Here is an 18,925-nt window from a genome sequence, read left to right as displayed (position 1 = left end):
GGAAGACCTCAGATGATCAACCATCTTAGCCGATTTGTCCCCATTCTCGATTGGGGCCGGAACTATACGCGCGGCGCATTTTCCAACGACCTGATTGCGGCCTTGATCGTGACGATCATGCTGATCCCGCAATCGCTTGCCTACGCTCTGTTGGCAGGATTGCCGCCCGAGGCCGGCATATACGCGTCGATTGTTCCGATTGTGCTTTATGCGATCTTCGGGACAAGCCGCGCGCTGGCCGTCGGACCGGTTGCGGTGGTGTCGCTTTTGACGGCCACCGCGATCGGGCAGGTGGCCGAGCAGGGCACTGCAGGCTATGCCGTCGCCGCCCTGACCTTGGCTTTTCTGTCCGGCGCGTTTCTGGTGCTTATGGGCGTAATGCGGTTGGGGTTCATGGCTAATTTCCTCAGCCACCCGGTGATTGCGGGGTTTATCACAGCCTCCGGCGTTTTGATTGCGACCAGTCAGCTCAGGCACATTCTGGGTGTCGATGCGCATGGGCACACACTGCCTGAAATGGTCGGATCAATCCTTGCCCATTTACCTGAAACAAATTGGGTGACGCTGGCAATCGGCAGCCTTGCCACCAGCTTTTTGTTCTGGGTGCGCAAACACCTCAAACATTTTCTTGGGTTCTTGGGGGTAGGGCCGGTTCTTGCCGACATTCTGACGAAAGCCGGGCCTGTCGCCGCCGTGGTCGCCACAACTGTTACCGTCTGGACTTTGGGTCTGAATGCTCAAGGTGTTCAAATTGTAGGTGCGGTGCCACAGGGCTTGCCTCCGTTCACAATGCCCGACCTTTCCTTAGATCTTGTAGAAGAGCTGATCGCTCCTGCGATCCTGATTTCGATCATCGGATTTGTCGAAAGTGTCTCGGTCGCGCAGACACTGGCCGCAAAGAAACGCCAGCGTATTGATCCGGATCAGGAGTTGATCGGTTTGGGCGCGGCCAATCTGGGGGCAGCGTTTACAGGGGGCTATCCGGTTACGGGTGGGTTTGCGCGTTCAGTTGTCAATTTTGATGCCGGAGCGGAAACACCGGCTGCCGGTGCATTCACTGCCGTAGGGCTAGCCATCGCCGCCTTTGCACTGACCCCGTTGGTTTACTTCCTGCCCAAGGCCACTTTGGCCGCGACGATCATTGTTGCCGTCCTAAGTCTTGTGGATTTTTCAGTTCTGAAAAAGACATGGGTCTATTCTCGCGCAGATTTTGTAGCGGTCGCCGCCACCATTGGCCTTACGTTGGGGTTGGGGGTCGAGGTGGGGGTTGCCTCGGGCGTGGTAACCTCGATCCTGCTGCACCTTTACAAGACTTCGCGCCCGCATGTGGCCGAGGTGGGGCTTGTGCCCGGCACCCAGCATTTCCGCAATATTCTACGTCACGAGGTTGAAACGATCCCGTCCATAGTGACGTTGCGCGTGGATGAAAGCCTGTATTTCGTCAACGCGCGGTTTCTGGAAGATCTGATCCAGCACCGTGTGCCTGAAGGAAGCAATGTCAGTCATGTGATCTTGATGTTTTCTGCGGTGAACGAAGTTGACTATTCCGCGTTGGAAAGTCTTGAGGCGATCAACCACCGTTTATCAGATATCGGCGTCGGTCTACATCTGTCTGAGGTCAAGGGGCCGGTCATGGACAGACTGAAGCGATCTCATTTCCTTGAACAGTTGAACGGTCTGGTATTTCTATCGCAATATGAGGCTTGGATCACGGTCGGCGCGCAAGACAAAGTTGTTGAGACAGTCTGAAACCGCTCGACGCTGCAGATTTGTCAGGCTTAACGCCCGATTGAAGTGCGGCGCTTAAGCCCTGGATAGCGAGTGATAAATGGCAGTAACAAATCCTCTGACGGGGGTGTCTCCGCTCAACATGCAATAGGCGTATTCCCATATCCTTTTTTGAAATGGACAACCGTTCGTCAGTTCCTCCAACAGTTCTTTTGCGACGAAACCTGCCTTTGGCATCTGTAAAACGCCCGTTTGGGTCATAGTAACGAATATCCCAAGTGTAAGCATCCGGCCAATATGCAATCTTCTAGCCAAGACTAGTGAAACCGCGACTTGTATGTATCCTGGGGGAATAAATATTTTTTAACATAATCATGATTACACGAAGAAAACGGAGAAATCTCGCTTTTGTCGGTTTACATAAATAATGGGATTTAGTTATTGCGTCTCCCTTCTCATTGAATTCGACACCTGAAAGTTTTTGCTTTTTTTGAATCTTTCGGCGGCTCAAGCGCTTTAAGCCTACGTCGAACAGAAAGCCAATGAGCCTCTTCCCAACCTGGAAACAGACGCTGTGTGCCCTGCTAAGACTTGGTTTATCGGCAGAATACCCTTCCGTCACTGCGCTGCGGCCCGTAAAACTGGCCATTCCCTGCGGGCGCAAGATCTGCGGTCAGACGAATGCGGGATCAGCAGGATAAAGCGACAGTTCGCTGCGGCTGCGCAGATGTCCGCTCCCGTGCGGCGAGGAGAAGAGGATCGTTTTTGTCACTCAGGACGTTTCAACCAGTACAATTCAAATCACGACGGCGCAGCCTCTGCCATACGCACTGTCCAACTCAAATATCATCATGTGTTTGTGGCACAACTTCAATAACGCGAGCGCCAAGCGTTTAGAGATTCTTCGCAGCATATTCCTGACAACCGCCGCATCTTCGTGCATGATGAAAAAATAGGCAGACTCTTTTTCGCCTTCCTGGAAGTGCTTGAATTCTCAAGGGGCGCGCTTTGGAAATATTGGTTAACAGCATAAACACGGTTCTTTGGAACTACGTATTGATCTACGGTCTTCTTGGGACCGGTATCTTTTTTACAATTCGACTCGGTGCGCTTCAGTTTCTCCATTTCGGGGAAATGCTGCGTGTCCTGACGTCTGCGAAGAGCACGGACAAAAGAGGTATTACTCCTTTTCAAGCGCTGACAGTAAGTCTGGCTTCTCGCGTCGGCACTGGAAACCTTGCTGGCGTAGCGGTAGCTCTGACTTTGGGAGGTCCGGGCGCAATCTTTTGGATGTGGATCGTGGCATTGGTTGGAATGGCCACCGCCTATTCCGAAAGTACTTTGGCCCAACTCTACAAAGTCACATCTTCCAACGGAAGGTTCAGAGGAGGCCCTGCGTTCTACATGGCCAACGCCCTGAACGCTCCTTGGGCTGGAGTCATTTTCTCGATCTGCCTGATTGTCAGCTTTGGTTTGGTTTTTGTCGCCGTCCAATCCAACTCGATTGCTGAAGCTTTCGAGGGCGCGTTCGGGTTAAACAAATTGGTGGTTGGCATAGCGCTGGCTGCAGCCGCAGCGGTAGTCATATTCGGTGGAATAAGAACCATCGCAAAGTTTGCAGAGATCGTTGTACCGCTCATGGCAGGTCTCTACCTCTTGCTTGCCTGTATTGTCGTAGTCCTGAACATTTCCGAAGTACCTGCTATGTTGTGGTCGATTGTTGCGGGTGCGTTTGGCCTTCAGGAAGCTGCCGGAGGCGTGACAGGAGGCGTCATGGCTGCTGCGCTTAACGGCATCAAACGGGGGCTTTTCTCCAACGAAGCGGGCATGGGATCGGCACCAAACATTGCAGCAATTGCAACTCCTGATCCCCACCACCCTTCCAGCCAAGGTTTCGTTCAGGCATTCGGGTGTTTTGTGGATACGATTTTGGTCGCAACGGCAACTGCACTGCTTATTCTTCTGTCGGGCGCAATCGAAATTGATGGACCTACCGGAATGCGACTGACTCAAGACGCGGCGGCGGTCCATCTCGGCGAAATCGGCCGCCACTTTATCGCGATTGCTATCGTCTTTTTTGGCTTCACATCCATACTTGGCAACTACTCATATGCCGAAAACGCGATGACCTTCCTAAAATTGGAAGGCAAATTACCGATTTACATCTTGCGTTTGGGTTGCCTTGCAATGGTTGTCTGGGGCGCTGTGCAAGCTGTTGCCACTGTGTTCAATTTCGCGGATGCGGCCATGGGAATAATGGCGACCATCAATTTGGTGGCGATAGTGCTGCTCTCTGGCACCGTCTACAAACTAACGGTGGATTATTTCTCGCAACGCCGACAGAATCTTGAACCTCGCTTTGTCGCAAGCAAATTTCCCGAGCTTAGCAAGGGCGTAGATCACACTGTCTGGACGGAGGAGATCCATGCCGACACTCAAAACCACTGAAAGCGAAAGGCTTCAGGAAGTCTTGGACGACATTGCAGATCGCATTGCCGGCATGTCCGAAAGGGGGAAGGTAGCAAAGTATATTCCAGAACTCGCAACAGTTGATCTTAACCAATTCGGTATTGCCATTGCACCCATCAACGGTCCGCTCGTGTCTGCTGGGGACGCGGGCACGCTGTTTTCAATCCAAAGCATCTCAAAAGTGTTTTCGCTTACTTTGGCGCTGCAACAGGTTGGCGCCACCTTGTGGCAAAGAGTTGGCCGAGAACCTTCCGGCGATCCGTTCAATTCGATCGTTCAGCTTGAACACGAGCGCGGAATTCCAAGGAACCCGTTTATCAACCCCGGTGCGATCGTAGTGGCCGATGTTCTGCTCGAAAACCGTTCTGCTGACGACGCAATCAACGACCTTTTGACGTTGTGCCGAGAGCTTTCGGAGGACAACTCGATTGAGGTTGATGTGTCGGTAGCGGAATCAGAGATCCGAACCGGTTCCAGAAATCGTGCGCTTGCCCATTTTATGCAGGCGGAAGGCAACCTTAAGTCTCCCGTAGAGGATGTTCTGTCGCTCTACTTTCGCCAGTGTAGCATCGCTATGTCTTGCGAACAGTTGGCGCTAGCAGGTCGTTTTCTTGCGGCGGCGGGTCAAAATCCAGCCACCGGCGCTACAGTATTATCAGCGCAAAGAGCAAGAAGAGTTACTGCGCTCATGATGATGTGTGGATCCTACGATGCTTCGGGCGAATTTGCCTTCCGAGTTGGCCTTCCAGCGAAAAGCGGTGTTGGCGGCGGAATCCTGTGCATTGTACCTGGTATCGCATCTGTTGTCGCCTGGAGCCCCGGGCTCGATCAAAAAGGCAATTCCCATTTGGCAACAATCGCATTTCAAGAACTGGTACGCGCCACAGGGTGGTCCATCTTCGGACCAAGTGTTTAACCCGGATTGTGGGAACCGGGTTCAAATAAATTGTGTTGCGCTTCAATGACCGGCATAGAACACAACTGACGTCAGACCGGAATGGGTGGCGGCGCTGTCACACGAGTGATCCGAGAATAGGTTTACAGCACTTTGAGCGGCGATCATCTTTTCATGGATAGAAGCTTAGAAAGCCTCCTACCCGCCTCAAACCAAGTTCTTATGACAAGACAGCTCCAAGGGTATCTTCTCGGCAATCAACTCGCGCGACTTGTTACCCAATGGATATGAGGCCTTAGCCAGATCTTCTGACAAGACCGAAGCGCCGCTGTCAATCACTGCGTTTTCTTCAAACTGCCTATTAAGCCTGCCTCACAGAAACTCAAAAGGTTCAAGGTCATGCTCTCGCGATCCGCCTGGCCAATGTTTCCGCTTAGAGCCAAAATTCGCCACTGCGACGTACACAAGGCGAGCATTGAAGACACGGCAAACACCAACGCACCCGCAACTCGTTCTGGACTAGCCTCAGGGTGTTTTGAGCACAGCTTTTCTACAACCCTCATGGCCACCGGATCAAAGTGGGTTTGAGCCAATTCTCTCCACCGCGTATCAGCTGAGATAATCGCCACTATTCGTGCATAGGCAAGCCACTGAGGATCTCCGCTGAATGCTCGCGAAACAAGCGGCAACATGAAGGCTGACAACAAATCACCGACACTCCAGTCCGACTGCGCGTCCAACAAATTAATTCTAGAGAGACGCTCTTCAGAGAGTTCCGAAGCTCGACGCGCCACTATGCGCTCGAACAGCTCTTCTTTAGGACCCCCGTGAAAATTCACGTTGGCTTTCTGAACCCCTGCCCGTTCAGCAATGTCTCGAATTGAAGCGCCTTCGAATCCCCTTTCGGCAAAGACCTGTTCTGCAGCATCGAAGATTCGTTCTCTCGCTGCGACGGATCGCTGCGACGGAGCTCTTTTTCTTTCTTTTACAGCATGTTGTGGCATCTCAAAAACCAGTTTGCCTTATTTAGAACGTTCGTTCAAGATAAATACTGTCGCAGGAGGAGACGCGAATGGAACAGGCGCAGGTGAGAGCGGGCCAGCTGGTTGAGGCAAAGGCCCGCCCCGAAGAGTGTTTTGCTTTGATCGGTGCGGGGCCAATGGGCCTTGCAATGGCAAAGACGCTTGTCGAGCAGGGAGTGCCATTTCAAGGATTTGAACTGGCCGACGATGTGGGTGGTCTGTGGAACATCGATGCACCTCGGTCCACGATGTACGAGACCGCCCATCTCATTTCTTCTAAGCGCATGACGGAATTCACCGATTTCCCGATGCTGGAGGATACGGCAGAATATCCGTCACATCGCGAAATGAAGACCTATTTCCAAGACTTCGCAAAAGCGTTTGACCTGTATCAGCACTTTCATTTCGGAGCTGAGGTTCTCAAGACCGAACCATTGGAACGCGGCGGATGGGAAATAACCTGGCGAGACAAGACCGGCACCCATCATATCCAAAACTTCGCAGGGTTAATGATTGCCAACGGTACGCTGTCGGAACCCAACATGCCGGATTTCCAGGGTGAATTCACAGGTGAGCTCATACATGCGTCCGAGTACCGCTATCCCACCCAATTTGCCAGCAAGCGCGTTCTTGTTGTTGGCGCGGGCAACTCCGGTTGCGACATTGCGGTCGATGCCATTCACCATGGCGTTTCTTGCGACCTCTCTATGCGCCGCGGGTACTACTTTGTTCCCAAATATGTCTTCGGAGTCCCTGCCGATACAATGGGGGGTAAGATCCGCCTACCCATGTGGCTGAAGCGAAAAGTCGATGGCACGATCCTGAAATGGTTTGTCGGTGATCCACAGAAATACGGGTTTCCGAAACCGGACTACGCTCTTTATGAGTCACATCCAGTGGTCAATTCCCTCATTTTGTTCCACGCGGGTCATGGCGACCTGAAGGTCCGTCCGGATATCGCGCGCTTGGACGGCAAAAACGTTCATTTCCGCGATGGGACCTCGGCTGAATATGACATGATACTGGCGGCGACCGGGTATAAGCTGCACTACCCATTCATCGACCAGAAACATCTGAATTGGAAAGGTTCCGCACCTCACCTCTACCTCAATTGCATGCACCCTGAACGAGATGACCTGTTTGTTCTTGGCATGGTCGAAGCGTCGGGATTGGGCTGGCAAGGACGTCATGAGCAAGCCGAAATGGTCGCTCGTTACATCGCCGGATTGCGGTCCGGCAACTCTGCGGCGCAGGCAATCCGCACCACCAAGTCCGATGGATATGAGAGAGCAACAGGAGGAATGAACTACATCGACCTTCCGCGCATGGCCTACTACGTGGACAAAGCGACCTATCGGAGAGAGGTAACGGGTCAAATCGCAGCACTCAAGGCGGCCCAAGCATGAACGGAATAGATCAGGTCGCGCTGAATTTTGATGCCGGAAATCTTAGAGTTCTCAATGCCATCCTAGCGATCGTCATGTTCTCGATCGCGCTGGATTTGCGTACGGACGACTTTCGACGCATTGCAGGTGCACCCAAGCCCCTCATTGTTGGTCTTGTGTCGCAGTTTCTGGTACTTCCAGCGCTAACTTTTCTAATGATTGTCGCACTGCGGCCGATGCCATCTGTTGCGATGGGCCTTATCCTCGTTGCTGCGTGCCCTGGTGGGAACATATCAAATTTCATGACCCATCGGGCGAAAGGGAATGTGGCGCTATCAGTTTCAATGACCGCTTTCGCGACGGTCGGAGCCATCGTCGTCACACCGGCAAACATTGCATTTTGGGGTAACTTATATGGCCCGACACGCAAAATCTTGCAGCGCACTGAAATTGACCCGGTCGCCGTCGCAATAACGGTCGGGTTCATGCTGATCCTACCATTGGTCCTGGGAATGCTAGTAAACGCGCGGTTAAAGCCATTAGCTGATCGCATCCGCCGCCCAATGCAGTGGCTCTCCATGGCCATCTTTATTGCCTTCATTGTGCTCGCGCTGGCTGCCAATTGGGCGAACTTCCTTCAGGTCGCCGGAGCCGTCATTGGTCTCGTTGTTGTCCACAATGCGCTGGCATTCCTTGGCGGGTACACAACGGCGACGATCGCTGGGTTGGTCGAACGAGATCGCCGTTCAGTTACCATTGAAACAGGTATTCAAAATTCGGGGCTGGGGCTCATCTTGATCTTCGCGTTTTTTGGCGGGATGGGAGGCATGGCTGTTGCCGCTGCTTTGTGGGGTATATGGCACGCGATTTCTGGATTGGTTCTTGCGAGCTTTTTTGCAAAGCGGCAGATTCCGGCATGAAACGCCTTCTCATCACTGGCGCGGCTGGTGCAGTCGGAACGGCGCTGCTGAGTCGTCTTGCGCAGAAGGACAATTATACCGTCATAGCTACGGACATCCGAGAACCTGTGAATTTGCCGCCAAACGCGCGGTTCATAAAGATGGATGTGACCAGTAGCGACCCACACGACGTCATCATGTCAGAACGCCCCGACACAGTCGTGCATCTTGCTTCGATTGTAACCCCCGGGCCAGACACAACGCGGGACCTTGAGTACCAGGTCGATGTTGAGGGTACGCGCAAAGTTCTTGATGCCGCCATTTCCGCGGGAGTACAGCGACTGGTCGTTACGTCCTCTGGCGCGGCCTATGGCTATCACGCCGACAATCCTGCGCTATTGCGAGAAACGGACGCAATTCGCGGCAATCAGGAATTCGCCTATTCTTGGCACAAAAGACTGGTCGAGGAGATGTTGGCAGACGCGAGAGAAACAGCCCCAGATTTAGAGCAAGTCGTTTTGAGGGTTGGGACAGTTCTCGGGAACCACATCGAGAACCAGATAACTTCCTTGTTCCATAAGCCTCGCCTACTTGGGCTGAAAGGATCAGAAAGTCCCTTTGTCTTCATATGGGACAAGGACCTGGCAGAAATACTGCTGCGCGCATCGACAAACGGGCCTGCGGGAATTTTCAACGTCTCTGGCGACGGTGCGCTTACTGTTTCCCAAATCGCCAAGGCCATGGGCAAGACGGTGCGCTGGTTGCCGCCAAAGTTGGTCAAGATGGTACTGGCCGTGGCCCGGCCCGTTGGACTTTCTCGCTATGGTCCTGAACAAGTTCGCTTTTTGCAGTTTCGGCCTGTGCTGGACAACACTGCACTCAAGGTGAAGTTCGGCTATCAACCCAAATACTCAAGCGCCGAAGCATTTGAGCTCTGGTGGGAGCACGCGAAGTGAAAAGAACTGCAGTCATAACTGGTGGTGCTGGCGGCCTGGGACAAGCTTTATCTGAAGCATTGCGAGAACAAGGTTGGCATACCGCTATCATTGACCTGCCAGGTCCGCGCCTGGACGCTTTGGTGAATGACGAAGATCTAAGTCTCTACGCTTGTGACCTCACAAAACCTAAACAGTGCGCAGATATATGCACTCAGATTTTGAAGGATAGACCTTCAATTGACATGGTTGTTTACAACGCAGGGGTCACACAAATCTCTGCATTTGCCGACAGTGACATGAACTCCCATCGCGACCTTTTTGAGATCAACTATTTTTCTGCAATTGAGTGCGCTCGGCACTTCTTACTTCCACTAAGAAAGTCCAAGGGAACGCATCTGGCGATCTCATCAGTCGCGGGATTTGCACCGCTTTTTCGTAGAACGGCCTACGCCGCCAGCAAGCACGCAATGGAAGGGTTTTTTAAGTCTCTGAGAGCCGAGGAAACCTGTCACGGCGTGTCCGTTACGATTGCCGCACCTTCCTTTGTTGCAACGAACATTGGGCAAACCGAAAAAGATACTAAGGGTTTCGCCCGTCCGGGTTCCGCAACTGACGGTGTTGACTATATGACGCCACAAGACGCAGCCCAGATCATTCTCCGCGGGTCTCGAAACCGAAAAGCATTTGTGCCCGTTGGTCGAGTTGCAACTCTATCGAACGTCATGAACCGGCTAGCTCCAACGCTCTTCTTCCGCCAAATGATGCGCACAATTGGAAGGAGTTAGTTTTCGAAGGGTGCTGTCAGACGAATTCGGACTAGTCTCACCTAAGCCAGTAGAGCTATCCTTCATGCCACGCCAAGTTCGGACCACTCGGCGATAGCAGCGGCGCGTGTCAGCTTGAAGACACCTCGGCTGGTGAGAGATCGCTCCGGTTTAAATTGGTTTTAGACGGAGGAGTGGACGGCGGTGAATTTCTGTAAACTTTGCATACGCCTGACTCGCTGCATCGCGCATTCTCTTCGTTGGAACGGAAGGCGTTAGTTCTCACCCCGGTTGTTAAACCACCAGCCCGTCTTCTGCTTTTCCGTAGCACCGAGATATCCGAGCGAGGCTCGGTATTACGCGAAGCAATCGGTGACAACTTCATCCGCAGCACCCTGTCGCTGCATTAATTTATTGAGAAATTTCAGTGCTGCCTGCTTATTTCGACGTTTTGTGACAATGGCTTCAAGCACCTCGCCTTAGTGATCTACGGCGCGACACAGGTAGTGCCGCCGACCGTTTAACTTTATGAAGACTTCGTCAAGATAACTTTTTAAGTTTGAGTATAACCGCAGCTGTTGGACCCGTTTTCTCCGGATCTCTGCCGCAAACCTCGGACCGAAACGGTTCCACTAAAACCGCACTGTCTCGTAACTCATTTCAATGCCGCGCGCACGCAACAGATCTTCATCGACTAGAAGCGATAGTGGAAACTGAATACAAAGCATCATTGAAAACGAATGATCTTGGGACTGGTTTTGAAGTACTTGAAGGGCTACCGTTTATGAAAGCTTGAAGGCTACAAGAGCGCCCTGCCCGCTTGAAGCCAAGTTCTTCTGACAAGGCCATGCCCAGAACTGTTGCCCAAATGCGGAAATTGAATCAGCGACTTGCGGCGAGATCAACAAAGAGTTTTTCAACGCAATCTCTGCATAGTCGCCGTCGGTTGATGGCGCAGTATCGGTGACCAGGGAGCTCGGTTTAGACGTCCGCCAAATCGCGGCCAATGTCCGGTTTGCGGACAAATTCGCATTCGCTGCGGTTCGACCAATGTTTCACGAACGCGTGATCACTGTTGCGATAGCGAGATTGAGAAATAACTTACCTATCGATAGGTAAGTAGAGACAATTTGCACCGACGCAGTGACACTGGAAGGAGACCAAACCATGCGCGTGAATGCCGACTTCAAAGAACGTACCCTTGTACATTTTGAAGAGAACGATTGGGTCGCATCCCCGATGCCTGGAGTTGAGCGCAAGATGCTTGACCGAATTGGAGAGGAAGTAGCTCGCGCCACCACCATCGTCCGTTTTGCGCCTGGCAGCGCCTTCTCTGCCCACACGCATGACGGCGGCGAAGAATACCTGGTGCTCGACGGTACTTTTCAGGACGAGGACGGTGATTTTCCAACTGGTTCCTACGTGCGGAACCCGCCGACCTCGTCTCATACACCTGCCGCACAGGACGGCGCGACAATTCTGGTAAAGCTCCACCAATTCGATGCTAGCGACCGCAATCAGGTCCAGATCGACAGCGGCAAGGCAAGCTGGATTGAAGCAGCAGACGGTGTTTCCAGGTTGCCCCTTCATACAGATGTACGTGAAACTGTAGCGATGGAATACTGGGATGCAGGTACAGTGCGCTCTCTAGATGCTTCAGGCGGGCTTGAGGTCTTTGTGATTGATGGGAGCTTGAACGAGGGTCGCGATACCCTGTCCCGCTGGGATTGGTTACGCCTACCCGTCGGGGCGAGTTTCGAGGCGACCGCTGGCGCTAACGGGGCGCGAGTCTGGATCAAGACCGGCCACCTTAGTCACGTCGCAGAGAGCGCGACATGAAGCCAAACGCAGAGATTGTCATCGTCGGCGCAGGGTTGTCTGGCCTCGCTTTGGCGCATGCGCTGAAGCTTGAAGGGCGCGACGTGCTTTTGCTGGAGGCGCGCGACCGCGTAGGCGGTCGCATTCTCTCACAGGGTGGCTACGACCTTGGCCCTGCTTGGATTTGGCCGCACAACCAACGCATGCTGGCCCTCGTAGACAATCTTGGGCTGCGAACATTTCCACAATACAGCGATGGACGATTGGCATTCGAGGATGCTCAGGGAAATGTGCGTCGTGACTTCGATTTCGCCCCCATGGGTGACGCGCTTCGCGTTTCAGGCGGACTCGCTCAGATAACCAACGCCCTCGCTCAAAAGCTTGGTGATACGCTGTGTCTTAGCCACCCAGTTCAGCGTGTGATCGAAGAAGACGAATTCGTGACATTGAGTGGAAACGGGTTTTCATTGCGAGCCGACTTCGTTGTTTTGGCGTTGCCCCCGCGCCTCGCTGCACAGATGGGTGTGGTCGTTCCGGATGTTCCAACGTGGATGGCCGGGCACGCCAAACTCGTTGCTGTTTACGACACCCCATTCTGGCGCGACGCGGGTTTGAATGGCGACGCAATCTCTCATCACGGTCCGTTGGCTGAAATCCATGACGCGTCACCCATGGACGGAACCGAGGGTGCTCTGTTCGGCTTTGCCATGCCCGGTACGGCGCGGCAGTCCGGGTTCGAGGCTCTCGCTGTGGCTCAGCTGGTTCGCCTGTTTGGCCCCAAAGCGGCCGAGCCGCGCGGTGTAGTCGTCAAGGATTGGAGCGCCGATATGGCAACCGCCACGTCTGCCGACCTCGAGCCGCTTAAATCACATCCTATGTTTAGTACAGTAACTCCCACTCCGAGGGTGATCTTTGCAGGAACTGAAACCGCACCGTCGCATGGTGGTTTCCTCGAAGGCGCTCTTGAAGCCATGGATGCTGCGCGGAAGGAATTGTCGAGGGTGATGGTATGACATCAGAAGAGAAAATCCTTGCCGCCGCCGAGGCGCGGGTCCGCACTGGTGGCTACAACGGCTTTTCGTTCCGAGACATTGCGCGCGACGCAGGGCTGACTAGCGCAGGCGTACATCATTACTTCCCGACCAAGTCCGATTTGGTCGCTCGACTGGCCAGAAATTACACGTCCCGTTTCTTAGACGCTTTGGATGAATGCCCGTCTGACGCGCGTGTCGAACGCCTACGCGAGCTTTTCGCGGAAAGCTTGCGCCAGGACGGAAAGATGTGCCTTTGTGGACTTCTCGCAGCTGAAAGCGGAGGTCTGCCTGAACCTGTCGCGGAGGCGGCAAAAACGTTCTTTGCAGAATTAGTCGATCGGCTTGTCAGCGCATTTCCGGATAGCGACGATCCGCTTTCTGACGCATTAGCAGTGCTCGCGACGCTGGAAGGCGCTGCACTACTTGCGACCGTGCAGTGTGACCACGACATCTTCGACAAAGCAACGTCAGCTTTGCACTCTTAGCGGTCATTTGCTGCACCCTGCATACGCATCAGCTTTGCGGCAGATTCTCCCGTTGCCAAGGCTTACACGTATGGCCGCGTTACGCGCTTTGCGACAGCCGCAAAAAAAACAGCAATAGGGGCTTCGCGGCATAGCTCCGGCTTTCATGTAGCGACAGCACGCAGGAGGTCAGTCCAATATTTGACGATCAGTTTTATCTCGTTCTTTCGCCACTAAGGCTAAGCTTTTCCATGAGCGCTGCTGCAGGATCGAAAAGATCGAGGCGCTTGGATGACAGATAGCGAATGCGCTGAGCGAACCGACACAACAACGAGGCTGTGTCGACGAAGACGTGAGCAGCAAAACCTCAATTGGGATCGGGCAGCCAAAACCTTGGAGCATTTTGTTGATAGCCTTGATACCCGCCGTCTTGGCACCGCTCTTGTCGATCACAGTTTTCGTCGGCAATACATTGATCTTCAACATTCTGGCGAAGAACTTGATGTCGGCTGGTTCGTTTCGACACCGTGAAAGCATGAAATCAAGGGTCTTACCGTTCTTGTCGAAAGCTCGATAGAGCTAAACCCTTGCGTCTTTAACTTAGGTGTAAATTTCGTCCATTCTCCACGAACGATCACATGGCCCTTTGCGGCGACGTGCTGCTTCAGCGATTGCACCAGATCCCCTATGATGTTGACAAATGAACTCGCGTTGCAAGAAATCCACTCTGAAATGTAATCGACCGGTGGCGATTTCGATGTGCTGCTGAAACTATACGTACCTGCGAGGGAAGATGTTTGTCTTTTTGTCAACGACCAGAACAGTCCCGCACAGGGGAACGAGTGGACGCTTACAAAGCTGACCTTTCGCAAACTATGACCACAGCAAAAAATAACCACAGCAAAAAACCACAGCAAAAAACCACAGCAAAAAACAGGGAGTAAAATCATGAAGAACACACTGGCAGCGGCGCTTGCCGTAACAGCTTTGTGCGGACCCACCTTAGCCGAGACCAAGATCGGTATGATCACGACACTATCTGGCGGTGGCGCCGGGCTTGGAATTGACGTTCGTGACGGTTTTATGCTGGCAATAAACCAATCTGGCCGTGACGACATCGAGGTCGTAGTTGAGGACGACCAACGCAAACCAGATATCGCCGTGCAACTGTCTGACAAAATGATCCAGTCAGAGAAGGTTGACATCATGACTGGCATCATCTGGTCCAACCTGGCCATGGCTGTCGCCCCGTCCGCTGTAAACCAAGGCGTTTTTTACCTGTCTCCAAATGCGGGACCTTCAGCATTGGCAGGAAAAGGCTGTCACCAGAACTACTTCAACGTTGCCTGGCAAAACGACAATCTCCACGAAGCAGCTGGCGCCTATGCAAACAGTGCGGGCTACGGCAACAGCTTCATCATTGCCCCCAACTATCCCGCGGGCAAAGATGCATTGACCGGATACAAGCGTTTCTTCGAAGGTGAGTTGGCTGGTGAGCTTTACACGGAACTTGGTCAAACCGACTACGCCGCTGAAATCGCTCAAATCCGTGCTTCGGACGCGGATAGCGTGTTCTTCTTCCTTCCCGGTGGAATGGGGATTTCTTTCCTGAAGCAATATGCCGATAGCGGCGTCGATCTTCCCGTGGTCGGACCAGCATTCAGCTTTGACCAAGGCATCCTCCAAGCGGTTGGTGACGCCGCCTTGGGTGTTGTGAACACTTCGCAGTGGAACAAGGACATCGACAATCCGACAAATGCCGCATTCGTCGAGAGCTTTCAGGCCGAGTACGGACGACTACCCTCGCTTTATGCAAGCCAAGGCTTTGACACGGCAAACCTGATCCTTTCCGCATTGAACAAGGCAAGCGTTGACGATGCCGATGCGTTCCGCGCAGCTCTCAAAGCGGCCGAGTTCAATAGCACACGTGGAGACTTTGCGTTTGGAGAAAACCATCACCCGGTGCAAACGATTTACGCACGCCAAGTGATCCAGGAAGGTGATGTTTTCACCAACAAGATCCTGGGGGTTGCCCTGGAAAACCACTCGGACGCCTACGCGGCTGATTGCAAAATGTAGCGAAAAGGCGAGCCTGTCGCGCATCATTTGCAAGACAGGCCCGCTTGTTTCCGAGGCAAATGAATGTCGACCATACTCATCATCGAGCAGGTCCTGAACGGGCTTCAATTCGGCGTGATGTTATTCCTAATGGCAGCCGGCCTGACACTGATCTTCGGCGTAATGGGTCTGATAAACTTGGCGCATGGCTCACTTTACATGATTGGAGCATTCGCCGCTGCCGCCGTTGCTGGATACACAGGATCTTTCCTACTTGCGCTTGTTGCAGCGCTGGCCGCAGCAGCATGTGCCGGCGCGATTGTTGAAGTTGTCGTCATACGGAGGCTCTATAGCGCCCCCCACCTTGATCAGGTATTGGCGACCTTCGCCCTGATCCTGATTTTCTCAGAGGGAACGCGCTGGGTCTTTGGCTCCTTTCCGCTGTTTCTGGATATCCCGGACTACTTGTCGGGCCCAGTCATTTTGCCAGGCGGGATTGAGTATCCGCTGTATCGCTTAAGCCTCATCGGGGCGGGCATCATTGTGGCGCTTGGATTGTGGTGGCTTACCGCGCGCACCCGGATCGGCATTCAGATCCGTGCCGGTGAAAATGACCGAGAGATGATCGCTGCGCTGGGCGTCGATATCTCTAAACTCTATACGATCGTCTTCGCACTTGGCGCAGCTCTCGCAGGGCTGGCCGGTGCCTTGGTGGGCGCAATCCAATCTGTTCAGGTGGGCATGGGCGAACCCGTGCTTATCCTGGCTTTCGTGGTGATCGTGATTGGTGGGATCGGTTCTATCAAAGGGGCTTTTGTCGGCGCGGTTCTCGTCGGTTTGACCGATACACTTGGCGGCATCTTCCTGCCGCAAGTCTTTAAGCTGTTTATGGAACCCGGGGCCGCGACACAGACCGGCTCAGCCTTGGCGTCGATGGCCGTCTACATTCTTATGAGTATCTTGTTGATCTGGCGTCCGACAGGTTTGTTTGGAGCGCGCGCATGATCCGGGAGGACTATATCAACTGGGTCGTATTGGCTGGGTTCCTTGCTGTCCCGCTTTGGGCGCTGATGACCGACGAGCCGTTCACGATCACTCTGACCACACGAGCCGTCATTCTCGCACTTGCTGCAGTGGGGCTGAATATCGCACTCGGGATTGGCGGTCTGGTCAGCCTTGGTCATGCCGTGTTTTTTGGCCTTGGCGGTTATGCAATGGGCATTCTCGCGTATCACGCCCAAACATATACGGCATTGGATCTTGGGCTCATCAGCATCGACGGTACGAAATCCATGCCGGTGATCTGGCTTACTGCCGTGCTCATCTCGGCCCTTGCCGCGCTTTTGATCGGGGTGCTGTCACTGCGCACCTCTGGTGTTTACTTTATCATGATAACGCTGGCCTTTGGTCAGATGTTCTTTTTCTTCTCGATATCCTGGAGCGCCTATGGCGGCGAAGATGGGTTGTCGATCTACGTGCGCAACGGGTTTCCAGTATTTAACACGCTTGTTCCGATCCAGTTCTTCGGTCTGTGTTTTTTGATGCTTTGTGCAGCGCTGTTCTTGCACGCACGGCTGCGGTCCTCGCCCTTTGGTCTGGCCTTGAACGCCGCGCGCCAAGTGCCGCAAAGAGTGGAAACAGTCGGATTGAATCCGACGCGCCTGAAGCTTCTGGCCTTTGTTATCTCAGGTGCCACTACCGGATTGGCAGGCGCGTTATTTGCTGATCTCAACCGCTTTGTGAGCCCAACGATGTTCAGTTGGCAATTGTCGGGCGAGTTGATCGTTCTGATCATCATTGGCGGCGTAGGGCGCCTGATGGGGCCTGTGATAGGAGCCGCGCTCTTTGTAGCGCTAGAGCACTTTCTGGGGGGGCTGACCGACTTCTGGCACATCTGGTTGGGGGTTGTTCTTTTGATCATCGTTCTGTTTGCCCGTGGTGGTCTTGTGGGCATTCTCACAGGCAAGGAGGGTCCTCATGTCTGATACCGTCTTGTCCACCCATAACCTCAACAAAAGCTTCGGCGCTCTGAAAGCGACACAAGATGTCTCGATTGATCTGCGTGCGGGGGAAATCCACGCCATCATAGGCCCAAACGGCGCCGGAAAATCCACTTTGATCGGGCAGATCTGTGGAGGGCTGAAGTCCGACTCCGGCAGCGTGCACCTGAATGGTCAGGACATCTCTGCGTTGTCCACACAAGCGCGCGCCAAGGCCGGACTGGGTCGGACCTTCCAAATATCCCAGCTTGCGATGGAAGATACCGTTTTCGAAAACGTGCTACTTGGTGCTCTGGGACACTCCGGTCGACCATGGCGTTTCTGGCGGGCGGCAGGGAGGGATCAAGACTTGCGCGACCGCGCCACGAAGGCACTGGTCCGCGTGGGCCTCGAAGAGGCCGCCGATCAAACCACTGCAAACCTCAGCCATGGTCAACGCAGGCAATTGGAAGTTGCCGTCGCCCTGACCCTATCCCCGAAGGCTTTTGTCATGGATGAGCCAATGGCTGGGCTAGGAGCCGCAGGATCGAAAGCGTTGACCGGTTTTCTGAACGAACTGCGCCAAGAGGCCCCGATTCTGTTGGTTGAACATGATATGGACGCGGTTTTTTCATTGGCTGATAGGATCAGCGTGCTTGTCTATGGCCAGGTGATCGCGTCTGGAACAGTCGACGATATCCGGTCTTCGCCCGAGGTCAAAGAAGCCTATCTGGGGGAAGAGGCGTGAGCTTGCTAACCGTTGAAAACCTGACGGCGTCCTACGGTCCCGTGCCAGCTTTGTTCGGCATCAACCTGACTTTGAATGAGGGCGAAGTCTGCGCATTGATGGGGCGAAATGGCATGGGGAAATCCACCACCGTCAAAGCGATTTGTCGAATGATCGACTCTTCCGGCGGTCTGACCTTTGCCGGGAAAGATCTGCACAAAATGGCCAGTCACAACGTCGCCCGACTAGGAATGGGCTTGGTCCCTGAAGGGCGGCGCTGTTTTAGGGATTTAACCGTCGAGGAGAATTTAGTCGCCGCGGCGCGTCCAGGAGCATGGGATTTGACCTCGATTGCACGGCTGTTCCCAAGACTAGGCGAGCGCAAGGGCCAGCGCGCGGCCTCCCTTTCTGGGGGCGAACAGCAGATGCTGGCGATTGGACGGGCCTTGATGACCAATCCACGGCTTCTGGTTCTCGACGAGGCGACAGAAGGCTTGGCCCCGATCGTCCGGCAGGAAATCTGGGCCGCAATCACGCAGATTAAGCAGGAAACCCGCATGTCCATCTTGTTGATTGATAAATCCCTACGCGAACTGTCCTCTGTTGCGGATAGCGCGGTTATCGTGGCGCGAGGCAAGACAGTATGGTCGGGCAAGATGGATGAGCTCACTGCGGATTTGACCGAACAATATGTTGGTGTGTAGTGGTTTTTAAACTTGCACAGAATACAATGTTCAGGCTGTCC

The 18,925-nt window shown here is 53.7% G+C and carries 16 protein-coding genes and 2 pseudogenes; 15 read left to right on the top strand and 3 right to left on the bottom strand.

The features are described 5' to 3' along the window. Positions 1–12: 12 nt before the first annotated feature. The 3 genes from ACR0IP_RS13455 to ACR0IP_RS13445 all read left to right on the top strand — a co-directional run bounded on the left by ACR0IP_RS13455 (position 13) and on the right by ACR0IP_RS13445 (position 5,113). The gene (locus ACR0IP_RS13455) at positions 13–1,749 is read left to right on the top strand and encodes a SulP family inorganic anion transporter (protein ID WP_480526060.1); all 1,737 of its coding nucleotides are present in this window, start codon (positions 13–15) and stop codon (positions 1,747–1,749) included. A 987-nt stretch (positions 1,750–2,736) separates the two neighbouring features. Next, the gene (locus ACR0IP_RS13450) at positions 2,737–4,176 is read left to right on the top strand and encodes an alanine/glycine:cation symporter family protein (RefSeq protein WP_480526058.1); all 1,440 of its coding nucleotides are present in this window, start codon (positions 2,737–2,739) and stop codon (positions 4,174–4,176) included. Then, positions 4,154–5,113 carry a glutaminase gene (locus ACR0IP_RS13445; RefSeq protein ID WP_170720280.1) on the top strand — a complete coding sequence of 320 codons (960 nt, stop codon included), beginning with the start codon at positions 4,154–4,156 and terminating at the stop codon, positions 5,111–5,113. Before ACR0IP_RS13450 ends, ACR0IP_RS13445 begins: the two co-directional genes overlap by 23 nt. A gap of 314 nt (positions 5,114–5,427) precedes the next feature. Here the strand turns inward: ACR0IP_RS13445 and ACR0IP_RS13440 are convergent, their stop codons facing one another. Beyond that, entirely contained in the window at positions 5,428–6,096 is a 669-nt protein-coding gene (locus tag ACR0IP_RS13440) for a TetR/AcrR family transcriptional regulator (RefSeq protein WP_170720278.1), read from the bottom strand. Between the two features lie 68 nt (positions 6,097–6,164). On the opposite strand from ACR0IP_RS13440, the gene ACR0IP_RS13435 reads away from it, so the two are divergent. The 4 genes from ACR0IP_RS13435 to ACR0IP_RS13420 are packed head-to-tail and all read left to right on the top strand — an operon-like array spanning position 6,165 to position 10,121. Further along, positions 6,165–7,520, top strand: coding sequence for a flavin-containing monooxygenase (locus ACR0IP_RS13435; protein WP_480526055.1), 1,356 nt, complete (start codon positions 6,165–6,167; stop codon positions 7,518–7,520). Then, entirely contained in the window at positions 7,517–8,419 is a 903-nt protein-coding gene (locus tag ACR0IP_RS13430; RefSeq protein WP_480526053.1) for a bile acid:sodium symporter family protein, read from the top strand. The genes ACR0IP_RS13435 and ACR0IP_RS13430 overlap by 4 nt, the downstream gene beginning before the upstream one ends. Further along, a complete protein-coding gene (locus ACR0IP_RS13425) occupies positions 8,416–9,354 on the top strand; it encodes an SDR family oxidoreductase (RefSeq protein WP_480526052.1) in 939 nt (312 codons plus the stop codon). Before ACR0IP_RS13430 ends, ACR0IP_RS13425 begins: the two co-directional genes overlap by 4 nt. Beyond that, a complete protein-coding gene (locus tag ACR0IP_RS13420) occupies positions 9,351–10,121 on the top strand; it encodes an SDR family NAD(P)-dependent oxidoreductase (protein WP_480526050.1) in 771 nt (256 codons plus the stop codon). The genes ACR0IP_RS13425 and ACR0IP_RS13420 overlap by 4 nt, the downstream gene beginning before the upstream one ends. A gap of 62 nt (positions 10,122–10,183) precedes the next feature. On the opposite strand, the pseudogene ACR0IP_RS13415 reads toward ACR0IP_RS13420, so the two are convergent. Next, positions 10,184–10,845, bottom strand: a pseudogene (locus ACR0IP_RS13415) (IS6 family transposase). Between the two features lie 422 nt (positions 10,846–11,267). On the opposite strand from ACR0IP_RS13415, the gene ACR0IP_RS13410 reads away from it, so the two are divergent. The 3 genes from ACR0IP_RS13410 to ACR0IP_RS13400 are packed head-to-tail and all read left to right on the top strand — an operon-like array spanning position 11,268 to position 13,437. Continuing rightward, positions 11,268–11,939 carry a cupin domain-containing protein gene (locus tag ACR0IP_RS13410; RefSeq protein ID WP_170378250.1) on the top strand — a complete coding sequence of 224 codons (672 nt, stop codon included), beginning with the start codon at positions 11,268–11,270 and terminating at the stop codon, positions 11,937–11,939. Beyond that, positions 11,936–12,931, top strand: a complete 996-nt coding sequence (locus tag ACR0IP_RS13405; RefSeq protein WP_170689146.1) for an FAD-dependent oxidoreductase — start codon at positions 11,936–11,938, stop codon at positions 12,929–12,931. The genes ACR0IP_RS13410 and ACR0IP_RS13405 overlap by 4 nt, the downstream gene beginning before the upstream one ends. Then, complete coding sequence (locus tag ACR0IP_RS13400; protein ID WP_170689145.1) at positions 12,928–13,437, top strand: TetR/AcrR family transcriptional regulator; 510 nt, start codon at positions 12,928–12,930, stop codon at positions 13,435–13,437. The genes ACR0IP_RS13405 and ACR0IP_RS13400 overlap by 4 nt, the downstream gene beginning before the upstream one ends. Before the next feature lie 339 nt (positions 13,438–13,776). Here ACR0IP_RS13400 and ACR0IP_RS13395 read toward each other — a convergent pair. Then, positions 13,777–14,103, bottom strand: a pseudogene (locus ACR0IP_RS13395) (DDE-type integrase/transposase/recombinase); the annotation flags it as partial. A 261-nt stretch (positions 14,104–14,364) separates the two neighbouring features. Between ACR0IP_RS13395 and ACR0IP_RS13390 the strand changes: the two are divergent. From ACR0IP_RS13390 to ACR0IP_RS13370, 5 genes are all read left to right on the top strand, one after another. Then, a complete protein-coding gene (locus ACR0IP_RS13390) occupies positions 14,365–15,495 on the top strand; it encodes an ABC transporter substrate-binding protein (protein WP_480526047.1) in 1,131 nt (376 codons plus the stop codon). Positions 15,496–15,558: 63 nt separating this feature from the next. After that, the gene (locus ACR0IP_RS13385) at positions 15,559–16,479 is read left to right on the top strand and encodes a branched-chain amino acid ABC transporter permease (RefSeq protein WP_480526046.1); all 921 of its coding nucleotides are present in this window, start codon (positions 15,559–15,561) and stop codon (positions 16,477–16,479) included. Beyond that, positions 16,476–17,459 (top strand): branched-chain amino acid ABC transporter permease, encoded by a 984-nt coding sequence (locus ACR0IP_RS13380; RefSeq protein WP_480526044.1) that lies wholly within the window; start codon positions 16,476–16,478, stop codon positions 17,457–17,459. The genes ACR0IP_RS13385 and ACR0IP_RS13380 overlap by 4 nt, the downstream gene beginning before the upstream one ends. Further along, positions 17,452–18,201: an ABC transporter ATP-binding protein gene (locus ACR0IP_RS13375; protein ID WP_170689142.1), complete on the top strand. Its 750-nt coding sequence runs from the start codon at positions 17,452–17,454 to the stop codon at positions 18,199–18,201. The genes ACR0IP_RS13380 and ACR0IP_RS13375 overlap by 8 nt, the downstream gene beginning before the upstream one ends. Beyond that, positions 18,198–18,884 (top strand): branched-chain amino acid ABC transporter ATP-binding protein, encoded by a 687-nt coding sequence (locus tag ACR0IP_RS13370; protein WP_170689141.1) that lies wholly within the window; start codon positions 18,198–18,200, stop codon positions 18,882–18,884. The genes ACR0IP_RS13375 and ACR0IP_RS13370 overlap by 4 nt, the downstream gene beginning before the upstream one ends. Positions 18,885–18,925: the final 41 nt, after the last annotated feature.

It is taken from the genome of Ruegeria sp. AL11 (assembly GCF_056540865.1).
Note: the sequence above shows the minus strand (reverse complement) of the source record. Positions and strands in the feature narration are given on the sequence as shown.

Coding starts and splice junctions, on each gene's coding strand:
- ACR0IP_RS13455 (WP_480526060.1), top strand. CDS start 13: ATGATCAACCATCTTAGCCGATTTGTCCCCATTCTCGATTGGGGCCGG.
- ACR0IP_RS13445 (WP_170720280.1), top strand. CDS start 4,154: ATGCCGACACTCAAAACCACTGAAAGCGAAAGGCTTCAGGAAGTCTTG.
- ACR0IP_RS13440 (WP_170720278.1), bottom strand. CDS start 6,096: ATGCCACAACATGCTGTAAAAGAAAGAAAAAGAGCTCCGTCGCAGCGA.
- ACR0IP_RS13435 (WP_480526055.1), top strand. CDS start 6,165: ATGGAACAGGCGCAGGTGAGAGCGGGCCAGCTGGTTGAGGCAAAGGCC.
- ACR0IP_RS13430 (WP_480526053.1), top strand. CDS start 7,517: ATGAACGGAATAGATCAGGTCGCGCTGAATTTTGATGCCGGAAATCTT.
- ACR0IP_RS13425 (WP_480526052.1), top strand. CDS start 8,416: ATGAAACGCCTTCTCATCACTGGCGCGGCTGGTGCAGTCGGAACGGCG.
- ACR0IP_RS13410 (WP_170378250.1), top strand. CDS start 11,268: ATGCGCGTGAATGCCGACTTCAAAGAACGTACCCTTGTACATTTTGAA.
- ACR0IP_RS13405 (WP_170689146.1), top strand. CDS start 11,936: ATGAAGCCAAACGCAGAGATTGTCATCGTCGGCGCAGGGTTGTCTGGC.
- ACR0IP_RS13400 (WP_170689145.1), top strand. CDS start 12,928: ATGACATCAGAAGAGAAAATCCTTGCCGCCGCCGAGGCGCGGGTCCGC.
- ACR0IP_RS13390 (WP_480526047.1), top strand. CDS start 14,365: ATGAAGAACACACTGGCAGCGGCGCTTGCCGTAACAGCTTTGTGCGGA.
- ACR0IP_RS13385 (WP_480526046.1), top strand. CDS start 15,559: ATGTCGACCATACTCATCATCGAGCAGGTCCTGAACGGGCTTCAATTC.
- ACR0IP_RS13380 (WP_480526044.1), top strand. CDS start 16,476: ATGATCCGGGAGGACTATATCAACTGGGTCGTATTGGCTGGGTTCCTT.
- ACR0IP_RS13375 (WP_170689142.1), top strand. CDS start 17,452: ATGTCTGATACCGTCTTGTCCACCCATAACCTCAACAAAAGCTTCGGC.